Below are 20,446 nucleotides of genomic sequence, written 5' to 3' on the forward strand. Positions count from 1 at the left end.
CAACGTACCGAATAAATCCACGCCTGTAAACAGGCATAAAAAAACCGCAGTATTAACTGCGGTTTTTCTCAATGCTTGGTTAAGCTACTAAATATACTCAACTTCAATGATTTCGTACTCTACTTCACCGTTTGGTGTTTTAATGATAACGGCATCATCTACCTCTTTACCAATTAAACCACGCGCGATTGGTGAGTTAACAGAAATCAGGTTATTTTTGATATCTGCTTCGTCATCGCCTACGATTCGGTATTTTACTTCAGCATCGGTTTCAACATTAACGATAGTGACCGTTGTGCCAAAAATAACTTTACCTGTGTTAGGCATTTTAGTTACATCAATGATTTGCACATTTGAAAGCTTCGCTTCAATTTCTTGAATACGGCCTTCGCAGAAACCTTGTTGCTCACGAGCAGCATGGTATTCAGCGTTTTCTTTCAAATCACCGTGCTCACGCGCTTCAGCGATATCAGCAACGATTTTTGGACGGGTAACTGTTTTTAATTCGTTAAGTTCTTCGCGCAGTAATGCTGCACCACGAACTGTCATCGGAATTGATTGCATATTATTCTCACTTAATCCCAAGGGCGATTGCCTCGCCCTTGGCACATTTCCTTAGTTCATTCGCTGGTGTAGTTCCTGAACTGACGTCACTTTGCTACGGTCGTCTGCTTGGTTTGCAGTACAGTTAGCAAATGCCGCGTTCAGAGTCGTTGTGTAGTTAGTCTTATGCTGTAACGCACCACGACGTAACACCTTCGAATCTTCAATCGCTTGGCGGCCTTCAGTAGTGTTTACAATGTAGCTGTATTCACCATTTTTAATTCTATCAAGAATATGAGGACGACCTTCGTATACTTTATTCACGCGACGAACTGCAATGCCTGCTTCTTCAAGTGCTTTTGCAGTGCCACCTGTTGCATCTAGCTCGAAACCAAGATCAGTCATGGTTTTAGCTAGTTCAACGATACGTGGTTTGTCACTGTTGCGTACCGATAGTAACGCGCGACCACCGCGTGGTAAAGTGTTGCTTGCACCTAATTGTGCTTTAGCGAATGCTTCGGCGAAAGTTTCACCAACACCCATTACCTCACCCGTTGAGCGCATTTCTGGGCCACGGATTGGGTCAACACCTTGGAACTTAGCAAATGGCAGTACCACTTCTTTTACGCTGTAGTAAGGAGGGATTACTTCTTTTGTAATACCTTGGCTTGCTAGCGACTGACCCGCCATACAACGTGCAGCAACTTTAGCAAGTGCAATACCTGTCGCTTTAGAAACAAATGGTACTGTACGTGCAGCACGTGGGTTTACTTCGATTAAGTAAACTTTACCGTCTTTCACAGCAAACTGAGTATTCATCAGACCTACTACGCCAAGCTCTAGTGCCATATCAGTCACTTGCTTACGCATTACGTCTTGTACTTCAGCAGTTAGTGAGTGAGCTGGTAATGAACACGCTGAGTCACCTGAGTGAACACCTGCTTGCTCAATGTGCTCCATGATACCACCGATGATTACTTGCTCACCGTCACAGATAGCGTCAACGTCAACTTCGATTGCGTTATCTAAGAAGTGGTCAAGTAGTACTGGCGCTTCATTTGACGCTGATACTGCTTCAGTCATGTAACGACGTAAATCGTCTTCATCATAAACTACTTCCATTGCGCGACCACCTAGTACGTAAGAAGGACGTACAACCAGTGGGAAGCCGATTTCAGCAGACTTAACAATCGCTTCTTCTAAAGAAGTAACCGTTGCATTCTCTGGTTGAAGAAGATCTAGACGCTCAACAAGCTGTTGGAAACGCTCACGGTCTTCTGCACGGTCGATTGCATCTGGTGAAGTACCAATAACTGGCACACCATTCGCTTCAAGTTCACGAGCAAGTTTCAGTGGTGTTTGACCACCGTACTGAACGATAACACCTTTTGGCTTTTCAACGCGTACGATTTCTAATACATCTTCTAGCGTGATTGGCTCGAAGAATAAACGATCAGATGTATCGTAGTCAGTTGAAACAGTTTCAGGGTTACAGTTAACCATAATTGTTTCATAGCCGTCTTCACGTAAAGCTAATGCTGCGTGAACACAACAGTAATCGAATTCGATACCTTGACCGATACGGTTAGGACCACCACCGATTACCATGATTTTATCTTTGTCAGATGGATTCGCTTCACATTCTTCATCATAAGATGAGTACATGTAAGCTGTGTCTGAGCTGAACTCCGCAGCACACGTATCAACGCGCTTATATACAGGCACGATATCTAACTGGTGACGCTTCTTACGAATTTCTGCTTCAGAAACACCGGCAATTTCAGCGATACGCGCATCAGCAAAACCTTTACGCTTAAGCTTACGTAAAAACTCAGCATTTAGACCAGCCATACCTACTTCGCTGATTGTTGCTTCGTCTTTTAAGATGTCTTCGATTTGTACTAAGTACCAAGGGTCAATCTTAGTTAATTCGAATACGTCTTCTACGCTCATACCGTGACGCATTGCATCAGCAACGTACCAAATACGCTCAGCACCTGGCTCACGTAATTCACGGATGATTTTTTCTTTTGCTTTCGGATCATCAAGGGCAACAATTGGGTTAAAGCCCGTTGCGCCTACTTCAAGACCACGTAGTGCTTTATGCAGTGATTCTTGTTGGTTACGACCAATCGCCATAACCTCACCTACAGATTTCATCTGTGTTGTAAGACGGTCGTTTGAACCTGCGAATTTTTCGAAGTTAAAACGTGGGATCTTAGTAACAACGTAATCAATTGACGGCTCGAAAGACGCTGGTGTTTTACCGCCAGTGATGTCGTTTTGTAGCTCATCAAGGGTGTAACCTACTGCTAGTTTTGCAGCGATTTTCGCAATTGGGAAACCGGTTGCTTTTGATGCTAATGCAGAAGAACGCGATACACGTGGGTTCATCTCGATGATAACCATACGGCCATCAACTGGATTCACACCAAACTGTACGTTTGAACCACCTGTTTCAACACCGATTTCACGAAGTACCGCCATCGATGCATTACGCATGATTTGGTATTCTTTATCAGTTAGTGTTTGCGCTGGTGCAACCGTGATTGAGTCACCAGTGTGAACACCCATAGGGTCAAAGTTTTCGATAGAACATACGATGATACAGTTGTCGTTTTTGTCACGAACAACTTCCATTTCGTACTCTTTCCAACCGATTAATGATTCATCGATTAAAAGTTCATTTGTTGGTGATAAATCTAAACCACGCTCACAAATTTCATCAAATTCTTCTTGGTTGTATGCAACACCACCACCGGTACCACCCATAGTGAATGATGGACGAATGATACATGGGAAACCGATGCGGCTAAGTACATCGTGTGCTTCTTCCATTGAGTGAGCGATTTCTGCACGCGGACACTCAAGGCCAATGTTCTTCATTGCTTCGTCAAAACGCTCACGGTTTTCAGCTTTATCGATTGCATCAGCAGTTGCACCAATTAGCTCAACACCGTGTTTTGCCAGTACGCCGTGCTTATCTAAATCAAGTGCACAGTTTAATGCTGTTTGACCACCCATAGTAGGCAGTACTGCATCTGGCTTTTCTTTTTCAATGATTTTCTCTACCACTTCCCAGTGAATTGGTTCGATGTACGTCGCATCCGCCATTTCAGGGTCAGTCATGATAGTTGCAGGGTTCGAGTTTACAAGAATTACTCGAAAGCCTTCTTCTCGTAGTGCTTTACACGCTTGTGCACCAGAGTAGTCAAATTCACAAGCTTGACCGATTACGATCGGGCCTGCGCCTAAGATAAGAATGCTTTTTATGTCGGTACGTTTTGGCATTGTTACTCCGGTTAAATTAGTTAGAACGTGCTTGCATCAGGTCGATGAAGTGGTCAAATAATGGTGCCGCATCATGTGGACCTGGGCTTGCTTCAGGGTGACCTTGGAAGCTAAATGCAGGCTTGTCTGTGCGGTGAATACCTTGTAGCGTGCCATCGAATAATGATACGTGAGTTGCACGTAAATTCGCTGGTAATGTTGCTTCGTCAGCTGCGAAACCGTGGTTTTGCGCTGTGATCATTACAACATTGCGGTCAAGGTCTTTAACTGGGTGGTTACCACCGTGGTGACCAAACTTCATTTTCACCGTTTGTGCACCTGAAGCAAGTGCAAGTAATTGGTGACCTAAACAGATACCAAAGATTGGCGTGTCTGTTTCTAGGAAAGTTTTAATTGCTTCAATCGCGTAAGTACACGGCTCAGGGTCGCCTGGGCCATTTGATAAGAAGATACCGTCTGGGTTTAATGCCAGTACGTCTTCTGCAGATGTTTGTGCAGGAACAACGGTTAATTTGCAACCGCGGTCAACTAACATACGTAAGATATTACGTTTAACACCGAAGTCATAAGCAACAACGTGGAACTTCTCGTCTGCTGCTTCTAGCGTTTTAAAGCCTGAACCTAACGTCCAGCTTGATTCGCGCCACTCAAAATTTTCCTTGGTTGAGACAACTTTTGCTAAATCCATGCCTTTTAAGCCTGGGAAGGCTTGCGCAGCTTCAAGCGCTTTATTCTCATCTAACTCGTCGCCTGCAATGATACAACCATTTTGAGCGCCTTTATCACGTAAGATACGTGTTAATTTACGAGTGTCGATGTCAGCAATACCTAAGATATTGCGTTCTTTTAAGTAATCACTTAACGATTGCTCGTTACGGAAATTACTTGCTAGCAGTGGCAAATCACGGATCACTAGGCCTTTAGCCCAGATTTGACCCGCTTCTTCGTCTTCGCTGTTAGTACCCGTATTACCGATATGTGGGTACGTCAAAGTTACGATTTGTTCCGCGTATGAAGGGTCAGTCAAAATTTCTTGATAACCAGTCATAGACGTATTGAATACTACTTCACCGACTGACATGCCGTCAGCGCCGATTGCAGTACCGCGAAACACTGTGCCGTCTTCTAGGACTAACAGAGCGGATTTAGTCAAGTTAACCTCCTAACAGTAAAAAACGGGAGTAAAGTCATTTGCTCTACTGCCCGTTTATAGCGATTGGAAACACGCATTTATGAATTTTTGGCAAATTGGCGCTATTCTACAGCAATTTAGCTTTCAGATCTAATCTTAATTAATAAAATAGTAAAAATAAGCGTTATTAACTAAAAATTCACTGAAACTGCCAAAAAAGAAACTAAACTACTTCAAGTCAAGCACATCTTGCATGTCATAAAGTCCAGCTGGTTTATTTTTCAACCAGCCCGCAGCTCTTACGGCACCTAACGCGAAGGTCATTCTTGAACTTGCTTTATGAGTTAATTCTAGCCTTTCGCCAGAAGTTGCGAAATATGCGGTGTGTTCACCTACTATATCTCCGCCTCTCATGACTGAATAACCTATTTCATTTTGCGATTTTGCGTGTTCGTCATTGCTTCTATCAAAACGCGCGACCTCATCATGCTGCCAACCTTTTGCCTCGGCAATAGCTTCACCAATTGCCAATGCAGTTCCTGATGGCGCATCGATTTTGTGACGATGATGAGCTTCAAATATTTCGATATCCATGTCATCGCCAAACTTCACAGCCGCAGTCTGCACTAAGTTAAGCAGTAAATTCACACCTACGCTATAGTTGCGGGCAAAAACAATCGGAATGTGTTTCGCCGCTTCATTAAGCGCATCAAGATCATCTTGGTTAAGGCCCGTAGTACCAATTACCATCGCGATATTTTTTTCGACCGCTGTTTTTAAATGGTTGCGCATTCCTGCCGGTAAAGTGAAATCAATCAATACATCAGCATCTTTTACGTCAGTTTCTTTACTAAATGTTACATCTGATGATGCAGCGCTGTTTAATTGATTAACCGCAATATCTAAAAGTGGCGAGTTATCACGCACGTACGCGCCCGTTAATGTTGCGTCATCTTTTTTTGAGACAGCTTCTAAAAGTGCAAGTCCCATGCGGCCGTTTGCGCCAAATACACCTATGCGGTTCATATAGTTACCTTATCTATTCTTCTTAGCTGGCTGGATTTTATCGAAAACTCATGTAATAGTCAGGTTAGCTTATAAAAAATACAGAGCTAATTTTAGATTTATTAATAGAACAACAATAATAACAGATAGTCTTTGCATTTAGCCATCTATACATTTAAACTTCTTCCTTTGCGCCGATTTGGTCTTTGGCTTGCGGGCGCTGTTGATGTCTTTTAGACACAACTAAATACAGCTAAAAGAAGTGTTTGGCTGTGTTATTGGTTATCTAACGAGGAATATGATGCAGCCATCATTTAATAAAACAAAAGCAAAGCTTTCTTTGCTGCCGCTTTTGGTGTTTGTCGGCTTATTTTTAGGCGCTGGCTTATACTTACAGTCTCAAGGTGTCGATTACGCCTTCTATCAATTGCCTGCTCCAGTGGCAATTTTGCCAGCTATCATGCTGGCGTTTATCTTAAATAAAAATACCATCAACCACAGTGTTGAAACCTTTATTAAAGGTGCGGGCCATAGCAACATCATCACTATGTGTTTGATTTATTTGCTTGCCGGTGCATTTTCTGCGGTTGCTGGTGCAACCGGTGGTGTTGATGCCGTAGTTAATGCCGGTTTATCACTTATTCCACCTGCTCTGTTACTACCTGGGTTATTTCTAATTGCTGCGGTAGTGTCGACTGCGATGGGTACTTCAATGGGTACTATCGGTGCGATTGGCCCGATTGCTTATGCCGTCGCCCAAAAAACAGGCATTGATCCATCCCTGATGGCAGGCACGATTGTATCAGGTGCCATGTTTGGTGATAACTTATCAATCATCTCTGACACAACTATTGCTGCAACCCGCACGCAAGGCTGTGAAATGAAAGATAAATTTCGTGAGAACTTAAAAATCGCCTTACCTGCTGCGGCATTAACTATCGGCTTGTTATTCTTCTTAACGCCTGCTGCAGAAGCTGTAGAGACACAAGACTTCGATATCTTACTAGTATTACCTTATGCCTTTATCTTAGTGCTCGCGGTAATGGGCTTTAACGTATTCGTGGTGCTGTTTAGCGGTATAATCTTCGCTGCACTTATGGGCTTTACTGGCAGCTATGAAGGTGCGAGTTTTGTTAAAGATGTTTATAAAGGCTTTACTGACATGCAGGAAATTTTCTTGCTATCGATGTTTATTGGCGGTCTTTCAGAGTTTATCCGTATTAATGGTGGTCTTGATTATATTGCTAACAAAATTCAGGCAATTACAAAAATCATTGCAAAATGGCACCGTAAAGTAGCAGATCAATTAGGTATTGCTGCACTGGTTATGACTAGTAACTTATGTATTGCCAATAATACCGTGTCTATTATTGTTGCAGGCCCAATTGCTAAAAAATTAGCAGATGATGGCGAAATTACAGGCAAGCGTTCAGCAAGCTTACTTGATATTTTTGCTTGTGTTACGCAAGGCTCATTGCCGTATGGCGCACAAGCACTTCTACTCGGCGCAACATTCAAAATTAGCCCATGGGAAGTCTCTACCTCTTCTTACTACTGCTTTATTCTTGCCTTTACTGCCGTTGCAGTAATTTGCTTACGCAGAAATAAAGCATAAGTTAAATAATTTTTCTCAAGATACGCCCAAATATGGGCGTATCTGCTATAATCCAACCTTTGTATCCCCCTTTACACCATCAATATTGAGATATGAACTTGAAAAAGATCCTTTCTGTTGCTGCGCTTTGTGCAGTAAGTACTTCTGGCTATGCCGCTAATTGGAGCTCTACGCAATTACACGTTAATAACGGTGAACACAAAAACCCGTTTTCATTAACTAAGTCAAATACCACGGTTGTATCACTACAGCATGCGTCTGGTTATGACTATGGCGACAACTTCTTTTTTATTGATTACAGCGACGACGACCGTCAAGATGGCTATCAAGATAAAGACTTTTACGGTGAGTGGTATTCAACATTTAGCTTATCAAAAATCTCTGGCAGTGATTTCTCATACGGCGCAATTGCTGATGTGGGTTTAACGGCAGGTTTTAATGCCGCAGGTGACTCGAAAGTTCTTAAGTATTTACCTGGTGTAAAGCTTAGCTGGCAAGCACCGGGCTTTAGCTTTTTATCTACTTTATTTACCGCTTACATCGATGACAGTGAAGGCGTAGCACGCGGTGGCGCACCAACTGAAACAAACAGCTGGATGATTGATGTTGCTTGGGGCTACCCATTTACTATTGGCTCACAAAAGTTCAACGTAACAGGCCATGTAGAATACATTGCAGAGCGTGAAAATGAATTTGGCGAAGATGTTAAAGCGTGGATTTTAGCGCAGCCAATCATTACGTGGGATTTAGGTCACGCAATGAGCATGAAAGAAAACACCTTACTGCTAGGCCTTGAGTGGCAATACTGGCACAACAAGCTAGGTACAGACACAACTGAGTCAGTACCACAACTTCACGTTGAGTGGACGTTCTAATAAGCTGAAAGCTGAAAAAATTAAAGCCTGTATAGTCAGCTAGAATACGGGCTTTGTTTTAATTAAATTGATTAGAAGTCCATTTAGACACATAGCGACCACCTGCAACAGCTATTTTCTCTAAACGGTCGCAGGCACCAAAAGCAACTCCTGAACCAATTTCCTTCGTTGTTTTAGCTATAATCTCATCACCTTTTTTAAGTTGCACATGTAATGTTGCTGATGAGCTTGGTCTCACCGATGGAAAAACCCATCTATGCGAGTTTATTTCAATATATTTCGCTTCAACGACATACTCTGCTTTGGATTTTTCTTGTTGTTCAACTAATGTTACTAAATAATTTTTTGCTGAATCAGTAATTGAATTAGCTAACTTATCAAGCATGACACAATCACGTTGAACTTTATCTGCTTCAACTCCAAGGGCAAAATGCACTGCATTTAACGCTATAGGAGGTGTAGGCTTTAAGGCAATTGCTTGAGTTTGCTGCTGTTTGGTGCTTTTACAGGCGGTTAAAGACACTAAAGTACATAGCAAAAAAGTAGGGATAGAATACTTCATATTAATTCCATTTAATTGTTTTTATTATTAAATCAGATAGTTATTTGATGATAATAGACATCGACGAAAAATGAAACAAAAAGAGCTGCATAAGCAGCTCTGGGAAGATTTAATTACAGTTTACACTGTGGGGTTTTGCCTTTTGCTTTAGCGGCTTGTTGGGCTTTTAATGCATCCGACATGTGCTTTTGAAGCTCTTTAATGCGGTTACCCGGTGCAGGGTGAGTCGACATAAATTCTGGAGTACCGCTACTGCCCGCAGCACTCATATTTTGCCAAAGCGATACAGATTGCTCTGGGTTAAACCCTGCTTTTGCCATTAAATCTAAGCCAACAATATCTGCTTCTGATTCATGTGAGCGACTAAACGGTAAGACAACACCATACTGTGCCCCCAAACCTAAAGCTTGCATGATCTCACCGCGATATTGCACATTACCCATATCAAGTGCTGCACCACCAACTTGCAGACCTGTTTGTAACAATGCATTTTGTGATACACGTTCATTAGAATGCTCAGCAATAACGTGTGCAACCTCGTGACCTAGTACCGTTGCTAGTTGATCTTGATTTACAGCAACTTTTAATAAACCTGTATGAACGCCAATATAACCCCCCGGTAATGCAAATGCGTTTGCTGAGTCTTCTTCAAACACGACTACTTCCCACGATTGCTTTGCATACTCGTTAGGTAAAACGGCAATAACATCATCGGCAATACATTTCACATAAGCATTGACGCCAGGATCGGTATTAACAGGTTGTGTTTTTTTCATTTCAGCAAAACTTGCTTGACCCATTTGGCTCATTTGTTGGTCTGAATAAAGCGCGATTTGTGTACGCCCTGTTGGAGAGGTTTTACAGCCAGCTAAAACAGCGGTGGCTAACACTGCCATGATTAACTTTTTCATACTAGTCCTTCAAATACTTAGTGTAATTGTGGCTAATATAGCAAAGCATTGCTTAATTTTATATGAAAATGAACAATCACCCGCTCACTTGTTATCATTTGGTTAATTCTTTTACTTAGCAGGCAAACTAAGTTCACCACAGTGACTCACACTGCTACAATAGTGACCTAATGTTTGATGAATGAGTAAACAATGCCTTCCCCTGAGACTTTAAATAAACGCATTTTATTACCTTTACTGGCAAGTATTGTCGCAATTACGCCTTTAGCAATTGATTTATATTTACCGGCAATGTTGGTGATTGCCAACGACTTACAAACTACCATGCCAAATGTGCAAATCTCGCTCAGTATTTATTTGGCGGGTTATGCTCTGGGTATGTTGTTTTTTGGCCCGATAGCCGATGAACTTGGTAGACGATTACTCGCAAAGGTGGGCTTAGCACTATTTGGGAGCAGCTCATTAGCACTGGCATTTTGTACCAACATCGAATTATTTTGGTCTTTAAGAGCCGTGCAAGCATTCACAGGTGCCGCTGCGACAGTCGTAGTGCCAGGTATTATTCGCCACATTTACCGAGAGAACACCGCCAAGGGCATGTCTTATGTCTCGATGATTATGATGGTTGCCCCGTTAATTGCGCCTACTCTAGGCTCATTAATCATGGGAATTTCAACATGGCAGGTTATTTTCATTGCATTAGCTGCTTACAGTTTTGCCATTTTAGCTTTGGTGCAAATTCATTTAATCGATATTCCAATCTTTAAGAGTCAGCAACGTGGTTTGGCACTGTTCTTTAATAGTTATAAAACGGTATTTTCTCGTCGTAGTGCCCTTGCCGATATTGCCAGCTCAATGTTTGCCTCATTTGCATTCTTTTGCTTTTTAACATCGGTACCTTATGTATATCTCGATTTCTTCAAAGTAGATGAACAATTGTTCGGTGTGTTATTCGCCTTTAACGTGCTGGCTTTAATGTTCGGTAACTTTATGAATACACGTTTAGTGCCGCGCTTAGGTTCTCGTAAACTGTTATTTATTGGGCTAGGTATTGGCTTTGTGTCTGGCGGGGCATTGTTGTTATTCAGTGTGATGCATTTATCGCTGTATTTTATCGTTGCTACCATCGCACCACTGATGATGAGCTTGGGTATTGTCGCGAGTAATGCAGACTCATTAATACTGATGCAATTTGAGGAAAAGTCAGGCACTGCAACAGCTGTTATTGGTACCCTGAGATTCGGCAGTGGCGCTTTAGTTGGGCCTATCCTTGCTTTTGTTCACCCACAAAGTGCGATTCCATTTTCTGCTATGATGTTCAGCGCACTGATACTGATCTTACTTGTACAGCTTTGGCATCGAAAACGATACCAATCGACTTAAATATTGAACACAATTGTAATAAAAAAAATGCCTGTAATTAACAGGCATTTTTTATATCTCTTTAGAGCTTATTCAGCTTCTTTCGATACCATAACCATTGCAGGGCGTAATAAACGGCCATTTAATGTATAACCTTTTTGCATTACTGCAAGAACAGTATTTGGCGCTACATCATTGCTCGGCTGAATTGACATTGCTTGATGGAATTCAGGGTTAAATTGTTCACCCTGTGGGTTAACAATTTCAACACCGAATTTTGATACCGCATCATTAAAGCTCTTAACAGTCATTTCGATACCTTCAAGCACAGGCTTAAGCTGCTCATTTTCTTTATCAGAAAACTCAATCGCACGCTCTAGGTTATCGATAACAGGTAGTAATTCGTTAGCAAACTTTTCAAGTGCAAATTTATGCGCTTTTTCTACATCTTGAGCGGCACGACGACGCATGTTCTCAACATCTGCAGCAGCACGAACAACACTGTCTTTTTGATCGTTGATTGTTTGTTTAGCCGCTTCTAATTCGCTGTGTAGTAGTGCGATTTCAGCTTCAGGGCTCATTTCTTCGCCGTCAACTTGTTCAGCCGCTTTTTCTGCAGCTTCTACTTCAGCTTGCATTTGTTCAAATTCTTCGTTTAGTTCAACTTCTTGCTCTGGTGATTTTGTCTGCTCAGACATAGCTTACATGCTCCAATTCTTTACAACTGCGGTAATTATGGGGATTGAATTAAAAGATTCAAGAGGCTGATGAGCCGATTAACTTAAATTCTTGGATGATTGCTTCTATTTGCGCTGATTTTGGACAAATTACGCAAAATCGGCTCTGGTATTCATGGTTATTGAAATAAGGAACGCTGATCACCATCAACTCATTACAGTCTGTAAATGGCAATTGTTCTGTGTTTAACACCGATAACCCATTTTTAAATGCGAGTTTGTCTTCAACAAAATTTAAAAACGATACACCAATATTTAAGCTGGTTTGGCAATCAACTTGGCGGTAAAGGTAGTTTTCACCTACCACAATGCTGTTATCTGAACCGAGTTTTTGACTTAATTGCCGAGTCCATTGTGTTAAAGAGTCATGGCAATTATGTGGTGCAGTGGCTGCCATTGCCTGCATTCGATATAAGCCTTCCATTAAGGTTTGCTGGCTAAATACGGTATTAAGCCAAGTAGCAAACTGGTAACGAACGACATCCGATGAATCTTCAGGTTTGGTAATGCAAATGTTATGGCTTTGCCCTGCTCTATCGATCAGTAGAATAAGCCAATTGCTACCATCAAAATCAAGCACCTCTACTCGAAAGACCAGCTGTGAGCTGACTTGAGGTAAGCCCACACAACAACACACTTTATAGCGCTGACTCAAACCATGGGCGAGCTCAACTAATTGTGCTTGCTCGGGCTGCCAATATGTTGCAATTTCAGGCAGAGCAAAAAACTCAGTAAGCCAATAATCAAACCCAGCATTGGTAGGTACGCGGCCAGCAGAAGTATGTGGCGAATAAAGCAAGCCTTCTTTTTCAAGTCGTGCCATTGCGTTACGAACCGTTGCCGAGCATACCGCCATGCCTTTTTGTTTGGCAATTCGGGTAGAGGCAACAGGCTGGCCTTCACCGTTACAGTAAAGGCTCATTACAGCTGAAAAAATTTGTTGGTCACGCGGATTTAATTTCATAATTTATACATCTTGCTTCTTGCCAGTGGATATTTGGGCGCCGCAAGTTTATTTCAAGTTATTTTCAAAGCATTAATTTTTAATGTAATCTAGCGATATGAAAGTTTAAGTGCAAATAACATGGATTCACCGTTTAAAACCATAGGTTTAATTGGCAAACCTAATCACAGCGGGGCAGCTGCCACACTTGCTCGCCTTCACACATTTTTGCGAGCCTTGGGTTTTGAAGTGCTAGTAGAACAGCGCACCGGCCGCCAACTTGAAGATCTTCCCCGAGAAAACCTTGTTAAATTAGTCGATTTAGGTGAACGTGCAGACTTAGCCATAGTCGTCGGCGGTGATGGCAATATGCTTGGCGCAGCTCGAGTTTTAGCGCGTTTTGATGTTGCCGTAATTGGTGTAAACCGTGGTAATCTAGGCTTTTTAACTGATTTAAACCCAGAAGGTTTCGAAGCCAGCCTTGAACAAGTATTAAGTGGCCAGTTCCTCGAAGAAAAACGCTTCTTGCTTGAAGTTGAAGTATATCGCCATGCCGAACTCAAAAGTGCAAACTTGGCAGTGAATGAAGCAGTACTTCATGCTGATAAAGTTGCCCACATGATTGAGTTTGAGGCCTTTATCAACAACGACTTTGTATTCTCGCAACGCTCAGACGGTTTAATTGTTTCAACCCCAACTGGTTCAACTGCTTATTCATTATCTGGTGGCGGGCCGATTTTGACGCCAGAGCTTAATGCGATTTCACTTGTGCCTATGTTCCCGCACACATTATCAAGCCGCCCTCTTGTGGTTGATGCTGATAACGAAGTGCGTTTAAAGCTCAGTCTTGACAATACTGATAGCCTGCAAGTCAGTTGTGACAGCCATGTGGTTTTAGCTGTATTACCTGGCGATGAAGTGGTGATAAAAAAAGCAGATAAGCGTCTGCGCTTGATCCACCCTAAAGAATACTCTTACTACAATGTATTAAGAAAAAAATTAAACTGGGGAAGCCGCTTATTTTAAGCGGCTTTTTTTATCTCAATTGATTGCCAAGGCACATTGAATAGCGCAAAATAATCAAACTTAATGCTGTATTATTTTAAGGATTCTAAGGCGAAATGAGCTATATCGTTTTTCTTGCTCTGTTATTACTGATCACCTTGCTAGGTTGTTACTGGATGGTTGAGAGCAACCGTCGCAAGGCTATTGAAGCTGAAAAAAAACGTTTTAATCAACGAGTAAAAGAAATCAATAATGATTTTAAAGATAAGTTAATTGATTTCAGCGAGAGTAAAATCATTCGTCCGAAGAACATCTCGCGTTTGAGCATGATCACTAGCAATTACTTTGTTGTGCAAGCCCATAACGAAGAAAACCTCACATATCTTGAATACATTAGTGATTTACTGCTTAACACAATCATTATGGAAGCCAGTAAAGCACAAAGCCCAGAACAGATTGATCAGCTTGCAGACAGGTTACAGTATTTCATGGCTGAATTACCTTACAATGGCATTGAATATAACAAAGCGTTTTACCAAGAGTCCCTTCCATCACTCATTGAAGTAATTAAATATCAGCCCCCCGCCGATTTACAAGACGATCAGCCGCCAGCCCAGAGCACACAAGCGTCAGATGATTCCACACCAGAAAATCAATTGTCAGAATTAAGCAAAGCTTAAAAATTTAATTTGCAAAACCCGAAAACACTGTATAAATTAACAGTTAATTAGCTGGATGGATAAACAGTATGTTAATCGGGTTAGAAATTAAAAACTTTGCCATTGTAAGTAATTTAAGTACTGAGTGGCACAATGGTATGACAGCCATTACAGGTGAAACAGGTGCGGGTAAATCAATTGCAATTGATGCCCTCTCTTTATGTTTAGGTGAACGCGCTGATGCTGGTGCCGTTCGCCCTGGTACTGATCGTGCAGAAATATGCGCACAATTTGATATTAGCCAACTCCCTCTTGCCCAACACTTTTTAGAGCAACATTTACTCTCAAACAACGAAGGCGAATGTTTACTACGCCGTGTTATTTGCAAAAATGGCCGTAGCAAAAGCTATATTAATGGCAGCTCAGTTACCGCTGCACAGTTAAAAGAGTTAGGTCAGTACTTAATTTCTATTCACGGGCAACATGCCCATCAACATTTATTAAAAGCTGAACACCAGCTACATCTGCTTGATGCCTATGCCGGCCACAATCAATTATTAGCTGATGTTAAAGAACGCTTTAAAGCCTACCAAGCCTTACTCAAAGAATTTAACCAGCTTGAACAACAACAGCAGCAACAGGCAGCTCAAAAGCAATTACTTGAGTATCAAGTAGCCGAACTTGATGAATTTGCTCTGCAACCGGGTGAATTTGAAGAGATTGAAGCTGAGCATCATAAACTAAGCCATAGCCAGACTATTTTAGAGTCATGCCAACGTGAGCTACAACACTTATACGAAAGTGATGAGCAAAGTGCGTGTTCATTATTGCAACATAGTGCTCAACAATTTGCAGAGCTAGCAAGCTACGATGAGAGCTTATCTAGCATAGCATCACTACTGAGTGAAGCTGCCGTTCAAGTTGAAGAAGCAAGCCGCGAGATACGCAGCTATGTTGATGTTACCGACTTAGACCCAGCACGCTTAGACGAAGTTGAAACTCGTTTAACAGGTGCTATGGATCTTGCCCGTAAACATCACATAAAGCCAGAAGAGCTTGTTGAGTTTCACCAGTCAATCTCTGAAGAATTAGCATCAATTAGTTATAACAGCGACCGCCTTGTGGCACTTGAAAGCGAAATCAGCGATGCCCTTGAGCAGTACAAACAAGCAGCTCAACTATTAAGTGAAAGCCGCCATAGTTATGCAGATACGCTTAATCAGTTAATTAGTGATAGCATGGCGAATTTATCGATGGAAAACGGCAAGTTTGCTATTGATATTCAACAAGCTAGCGATAAAGCACCAAGTGCAATGGGTTTTGATACTGTGTCGTTCTTGGTATCGACCAACCCGGGTCAACCGCTACAAGCACTGTCTAAAGTGGCCTCTGGTGGTGAGTTATCGCGCATTAGTTTAGCTATTCAGGTAATTATTGCTCAGCGTGTTACAACGCCGACCCTCATTTTCGATGAAGTTGATGTAGGTATTTCAGGCCCTACTGCTTCTGCAGTCGGCAAGCTATTACGCCAGCTAGGTAAATCGACCCAAGTTATTTGTGTAACTCACTTGCCACAGGTTGCAAGTTCTGGGCATCAGCAATTTTTTGTAGCCAAAGAAATTGCAAACGGCGAAACCTTTACACAAATGAATAAACTTTCAAAAGATGGCCGTATCGATGAAATTGCCCGACTACTTGCTGGCGACAACATTAGTAAAATGGCACGAGCGAATGCCAAAGAGCTTATTAGCGCACATGCATAAGTTGATAATTAATACTGTTGAGAGTTTAAGTTGTTTAGAGTTTAGAAATGAATATTAAAAATATGTTTACCGCTTTAGTGCTTGGCTTGATTGCGCTGAGTTCAAACCATTCACAGGGTTCAACAGCTGATTCAGCTTATCAAGGTGCGCAATTAATCGTTATTTTATTTGAATGTATTTTAATTGCCCTCCCGACTACCGCATTTTTGTTGGTTATTTGGAGTCGTTGGAAGCATTTACGCTTTAAGCAGTTACTACAAACTGTGTTAAATTCATCTTTAGTATTAATGTTAATTAGCATGCTAGCTGTTAATCAATTAACACTCGACTTTTCGTCATGGTTAATTGTATTTGCAATAGGCCATACATTACTTGTTGGTATTAGTTATTTATTGCTTAAACAGCACACTAATAGAGTGAAAAGCTCTCTGACAGGCTGTTGGTAGCCGCTCCATAATTTGCACACATTTGCTGGTTAGTATAAGCACACATTAAGCTTATTCTGACTGCAAATGAAATACTCTTTACTTATTGCTACGTATTTACTGTCTTTCTTGTGTGTAGCAGCTTCACTGCCAAGCTCTCTATTAAATCAAGTCACTGACCTTGAGAACCAAGGCAAGCTCAGTGAAGCACTCACTATTCTTGAGCAATACAAAGATAATAATAGCGCTACATCGCCCCCCGAAATTGCTATGGCACAAGCGCCTCTTTTACGTAAACAAGGTCATTATAACGAGGCGATAGAACTGCTATCGCCATTACAAAAGCTTGCTAGTTTGAGTAAAAAAGACCAATACCACATTCAAAAAGAGCTAGGGATCAACTACCGTCGCCAAGTAAAAACAATAGAAGCAAAAAATCATTATATGGCAGCCTTAGCACTTGCAAATGAGCTTGAAGACAAAAACCTACAAGCACAAAGCCATAGCAATTTAGGTTCACTCTACGACACGCTTAATGATCTTGAACAATCAATGCATCATCAAGTAAAAGCACAAGCGTTATTAGAAAACAGCGATAATTATGAACTAGTTGCCACTAATTTTTATAACTTAGCAAACCTTGCTCACAGGCTTGATGACCTTTCGCAATCTGAGTACTTCTATAAAAAAGCACTCGAGTTTGATATTAAAACCAAAAACCAAATGAATATTGCAGATACCAGCTTACAACTTGCCAAGCTGGTGTATAAACGAGGCGATTTAGAGCAGGCTCTTCCCTTATTAAATAACGCCTATACACGATTAGCCGATATCAATGCCTATGAAAATATGGCGACGGCGAAGCATACGTTGATGCAATTGTATTTGAAAATAGGCAACCAGCATATGGCATTGAGTAGTGCAGAGTCGGGGCTCAACGCAGCGCTTAAATCTGGCTCGGCTTTAAGTAAAATTTACTCTTACTTTAACTTAGTTGAATTACATTTAGCACTTAAAAACTCTGAGCTAATTGGTCTCTATTTAAGTCGAACAAAAGAGTTGTTAACTGATATTGATAACCGCTTATTGAATCAAAAACAGCACGGCTATACCGCAATTTATGCTGAACTTATCGGTGATTACAAGCTAGCTGCTGAGCAGCTAAAGCTTGAAAATAAACTGGCCGAGTCTTTATTTGAAGAGCATTTAAATAAAGCCGTCGAAAAGAATAAAAAGCAATTAACAGCAATCGAGCAACAGCAACGTATTGATGATGAAATTCAAAAAAACAAACTCGCAACTGCACAAATGAATAACCAGCGACTAGAAAAACAAATTTGGTTGTTATCTGCTGGTATTGTTTTGTTGTTTAGTACACTTGCGTTATTACTCTATTATTTCAAGCATCGAAAAGCGTTATTTAAAGCCAAGCTTTATCAATATAACTTAATTGAAAAAGACAAAATGCTTGCTGATATCTCTCATGAATTACGTACCCCACTGAGTGTATTAAAACTGCATATAGAAGCGCTTGAGCTCGATATTCAAGAAAACCGCGATCTCGCCTACAGCAAAATTAATGGCAAGATAGCGCAACTTAATAACTTAATTTCAGATGTATATCAGTTATCTCAAGCTGAAAACAAAACCCTGACATTGAACCTTCACCAATATAATGCCGCGCAAATTTTTGCTGAATACGAGCAAGACATGCGCCGTTATGTTTGCAGTCATCAGCTCACATTTTTTGCTGACATTGTTATTGCTGATGAGGTTGAGGTCACGATAGATAAACAAAAGCTCGACCAAATCCTCAACAATATTTTTACTAATGCGTGTCTATACACAGACTCGCCAGGCCATGTCCGACTTAAAGTTCGGGTCAACAAGCAAGAACTATTTATTCAAGTCGATGATACTTCTCCCGGTGTCGGTAAAGCTCATATAGGCAAACTTTTTGACCGATTATATCGTGTTGAAGAGTCTCGTAGCCGTGCATCGGGGGGGTCTGGTTTAGGGTTATCAATTTGTCAGAGTTTTGTTGAGTTGATGTCAGGTAATATTAACGCGTTACCAGGTAAGTCAGGTGGCTTATGTATCAGAATATTACTGCCTTTAGGCAATAAATAAGCCTCTCCATTTTTCCACCACATTTTATTGCTTAAATAGCACTATAAACTACTGTGGAACGGAACCATGTCAGAGTCATTAAAGCACGCTCAATGGGCAAAATCTGTTGAGCGTAAACACCGCCAAAGCAAAGTTAAAAAAACCAAAAAGTCGCCACTGCCAATTTACGCGGCCCTTGCCAGCATAATGTTAAGTGCAGGACTCTATTATGCAAGCTACGAAAAGCCAATAGAGTACCCTCCACTATCTGAAGCTGCTAAACAACGTATTTCTCAGTTCTTTGCAAAGCAATTCTTAATGGGCCAGTGGCGCTTAAATCAAATAAAGTACTCTACTAATGCGATTCAGGTTTATGTACAAACGCCTACTGCGATAGCCCTTGAAGGTGAGGCGTTAAGTCAATATTTACATTATGCGTTGTGCCCTAGTCCTAGCAAACGCATTTGGCAAGATATTCAAGCAAGAGAATTATCAGTGTATGTGTTCAGCCATTCTATTCGAAAAGGTGAACGTACTTTGTGTAACTGATATGAAAGCGATGAACGCCAAATCAATCGATTTGACGTTCATCATAGCGATAGCCTGCACCGTAAACGGAAGCGACTATCTTAGGAGAGAACTGTAAATTCTTTAGTTTTTTGCGAATATTTTTGATATGACTGTCGATTACGCGGTCGGTAATATCAAAGTTATTGGGTTGGATATGATCAAGTATCTGCTGTCTTGAAAAAACGCGCTTAGGGGCTTTATACAAAAGCTTAAATACGTCAAATTCCACTTTAGTTAAACCCAAAGACACACCTTTAATCTCAACTTCAAGCGCATCTTCGTTTAAACAAATAGTAGCTGGCGTTTCAACAGTTTCATTGCGACTAGATACTGGCGCGCAGCGCCTTAAAATAGCTTTAACACGCATCACCAGCTCTGCACCGCTAAAAGGTTTACAGACATAGTCATCAGCGCCATGTTCTAGCCCTTTCAACCTATCAGCCTCTTCGACTTTAGCGGTTACCATAATAATAGGCACCATAGAAAAAGCGCGGATCTGCTTCATGCATTCCACGCCATCTAAATTGGGCAACATTACATCTAGAATTATTGCATCCGGACTATTTTCTTTAACCCACGACACCACAGCACTGCCATCAGTGATGTGGTGAGTAGTAAAGCCAGATGCATTGAAGAACAACAGCACTTGTTCTGCAATATCTAAGTCGTCTTCAACGACTAATATCTGCGGCATTTTTATTTCCGTTTTATATTTTTTTTATTGTTTTTAGTTGTTGCTTCACCATCGCTTTGAGGGCGTCTGATAAGGTTTCATCTAGTAAAACCATAGTCAGAATATCGTGCAAATCTTCACTATTCATGACCTCATTGAGTAAATCATTTTCAGATTTTGAACTTGGCTGAAAAAAGCTTAACTGCTCGTTATTTGTGTGTTCGCAAAACATTTTCTTTTTATCCATGTTGTTAGCATCAAATATT

General features: G+C 41.2%; 19 protein-coding genes. 9 read left to right on the forward strand and 10 right to left on the reverse strand.

Annotation, left to right across the window (positions count from 1 at the left end; all coding sequences use genetic code 11):
* Window positions 1-87 precede the first annotated feature (87 nt).
* The 4 genes from greA to dapB form a co-directional block, all read right to left on the reverse strand.
* On the reverse strand, window positions 88-564 hold the full coding sequence (greA, locus tag HUS61_RS03105) for a transcription elongation factor GreA (protein ID WP_054561700.1): 477 nt from the start codon (window positions 562-564) through the stop codon (window positions 88-90).
* 51 nt (window positions 565-615) lie between these two features.
* A complete protein-coding gene (gene carB, locus HUS61_RS03110) occupies window positions 616-3,834 on the reverse strand; it encodes a carbamoyl-phosphate synthase large subunit (RefSeq protein WP_175082192.1) in 3,219 nt (1,072 codons plus the stop codon).
* A 16-nt stretch (window positions 3,835-3,850) separates the two neighbouring features.
* Window positions 3,851-4,987: a glutamine-hydrolyzing carbamoyl-phosphate synthase small subunit gene (carA, locus tag HUS61_RS03115; protein WP_055020805.1), complete on the reverse strand. Its 1,137-nt coding sequence runs from the start codon at window positions 4,985-4,987 to the stop codon at window positions 3,851-3,853.
* Window positions 4,988-5,194: 207 nt separating this feature from the next.
* Window positions 5,195-5,992 (reverse strand): 4-hydroxy-tetrahydrodipicolinate reductase, encoded by a 798-nt coding sequence (dapB, locus tag HUS61_RS03120; RefSeq protein WP_175079091.1) that lies wholly within the window; start codon window positions 5,990-5,992, stop codon window positions 5,195-5,197.
* Window positions 5,993-6,272: 280 nt separating this feature from the next.
* On the opposite strand from dapB, the gene HUS61_RS03125 reads away from it, so the two are divergent.
* Together HUS61_RS03125 and HUS61_RS03130 are read left to right on the forward strand one after the other, a co-directional pair.
* Window positions 6,273-7,586 (forward strand): Na+/H+ antiporter NhaC family protein, encoded by a 1,314-nt coding sequence (locus HUS61_RS03125; protein ID WP_054561704.1) that lies wholly within the window; start codon window positions 6,273-6,275, stop codon window positions 7,584-7,586.
* A gap of 92 nt (window positions 7,587-7,678) precedes the next feature.
* On the forward strand, window positions 7,679-8,461 hold the full coding sequence (locus tag HUS61_RS03130) for an outer membrane protein OmpK (protein WP_175079090.1): 783 nt from the start codon (window positions 7,679-7,681) through the stop codon (window positions 8,459-8,461).
* Window positions 8,462-8,519: 58 nt separating this feature from the next.
* On the opposite strand, the gene HUS61_RS03135 is transcribed toward HUS61_RS03130, so the two are convergent.
* Window positions 8,520-9,023 carry a hypothetical protein gene (locus tag HUS61_RS03135; protein WP_175079089.1) on the reverse strand — a complete coding sequence of 168 codons (504 nt, stop codon included), beginning with the start codon at window positions 9,021-9,023 and terminating at the stop codon, window positions 8,520-8,522.
* A gap of 113 nt (window positions 9,024-9,136) precedes the next feature.
* Complete coding sequence (locus HUS61_RS03140; RefSeq protein WP_054561706.1) at window positions 9,137-9,934, reverse strand: M48 family metallopeptidase; 798 nt, start codon at window positions 9,932-9,934, stop codon at window positions 9,137-9,139.
* A 192-nt stretch (window positions 9,935-10,126) separates the two neighbouring features.
* On the opposite strand from HUS61_RS03140, the gene HUS61_RS03145 reads away from it, so the two are divergent.
* Complete coding sequence (locus HUS61_RS03145; RefSeq protein ID WP_175082191.1) at window positions 10,127-11,317, forward strand: Bcr/CflA family efflux MFS transporter; 1,191 nt, start codon at window positions 10,127-10,129, stop codon at window positions 11,315-11,317.
* Between the two features lie 68 nt (window positions 11,318-11,385).
* On the opposite strand, the gene grpE is transcribed toward HUS61_RS03145, so the two are convergent.
* A complete protein-coding gene (gene grpE / locus HUS61_RS03150; RefSeq protein WP_054551515.1) occupies window positions 11,386-11,994 on the reverse strand; it encodes a nucleotide exchange factor GrpE in 609 nt (202 codons plus the stop codon).
* A gap of 58 nt (window positions 11,995-12,052) precedes the next feature.
* Window positions 12,053-12,997 carry an HrcA family transcriptional regulator gene (locus HUS61_RS03155; RefSeq protein WP_175079088.1) on the reverse strand — a complete coding sequence of 315 codons (945 nt, stop codon included), beginning with the start codon at window positions 12,995-12,997 and terminating at the stop codon, window positions 12,053-12,055.
* Window positions 12,998-13,117: 120 nt separating this feature from the next.
* Here HUS61_RS03155 and nadK point away from each other — a divergent pair, with 120 nt between their 5' ends.
* The 6 genes from nadK to HUS61_RS03185 all read left to right on the forward strand — a co-directional run bounded on the left by nadK (window position 13,118) and on the right by HUS61_RS03185 (window position 19,486).
* A complete protein-coding gene (gene nadK / locus HUS61_RS03160) occupies window positions 13,118-14,002 on the forward strand; it encodes an NAD(+) kinase (RefSeq protein WP_175082190.1) in 885 nt (294 codons plus the stop codon).
* A 95-nt stretch (window positions 14,003-14,097) separates the two neighbouring features.
* Complete coding sequence (locus HUS61_RS03165; protein ID WP_175079087.1) at window positions 14,098-14,661, forward strand: hypothetical protein; 564 nt, start codon at window positions 14,098-14,100, stop codon at window positions 14,659-14,661.
* Between the two features lie 68 nt (window positions 14,662-14,729).
* Window positions 14,730-16,403 (forward strand): DNA repair protein RecN, encoded by a 1,674-nt coding sequence (recN, locus tag HUS61_RS03170; RefSeq protein WP_054561711.1) that lies wholly within the window; start codon window positions 14,730-14,732, stop codon window positions 16,401-16,403.
* A gap of 47 nt (window positions 16,404-16,450) precedes the next feature.
* Window positions 16,451-16,849 (forward strand): hypothetical protein, encoded by a 399-nt coding sequence (locus HUS61_RS03175; protein ID WP_175079086.1) that lies wholly within the window; start codon window positions 16,451-16,453, stop codon window positions 16,847-16,849.
* Between the two features lie 66 nt (window positions 16,850-16,915).
* Window positions 16,916-18,958 carry an ATP-binding protein gene (locus tag HUS61_RS03180; RefSeq protein ID WP_175082189.1) on the forward strand — a complete coding sequence of 681 codons (2,043 nt, stop codon included), beginning with the start codon at window positions 16,916-16,918 and terminating at the stop codon, window positions 18,956-18,958.
* A gap of 66 nt (window positions 18,959-19,024) precedes the next feature.
* Window positions 19,025-19,486, forward strand: a complete 462-nt coding sequence (locus HUS61_RS03185; protein WP_054561715.1) for a hypothetical protein — start codon at window positions 19,025-19,027, stop codon at window positions 19,484-19,486.
* Between the two features lie 22 nt (window positions 19,487-19,508).
* On the opposite strand, the gene HUS61_RS03190 is transcribed toward HUS61_RS03185, so the two are convergent.
* Both HUS61_RS03190 and HUS61_RS03195 read right to left on the reverse strand, forming a co-directional pair.
* Window positions 19,509-20,201, reverse strand: a complete 693-nt coding sequence (locus HUS61_RS03190; RefSeq protein ID WP_175082188.1) for a response regulator — start codon at window positions 20,199-20,201, stop codon at window positions 19,509-19,511.
* A gap of 13 nt (window positions 20,202-20,214) precedes the next feature.
* Window positions 20,215-20,427, reverse strand: a complete 213-nt coding sequence (locus HUS61_RS03195) for a hypothetical protein (protein WP_235575464.1) — start codon at window positions 20,425-20,427, stop codon at window positions 20,215-20,217.
* Window positions 20,428-20,446 lie beyond the last annotated feature (19 nt).

It is taken from the genome of Pseudoalteromonas sp. 0802, from assembly GCF_013350085.1.
In the GTDB taxonomy this organism is placed as follows: Bacteria; Pseudomonadota; Gammaproteobacteria; order Enterobacterales; family Alteromonadaceae; genus Pseudoalteromonas.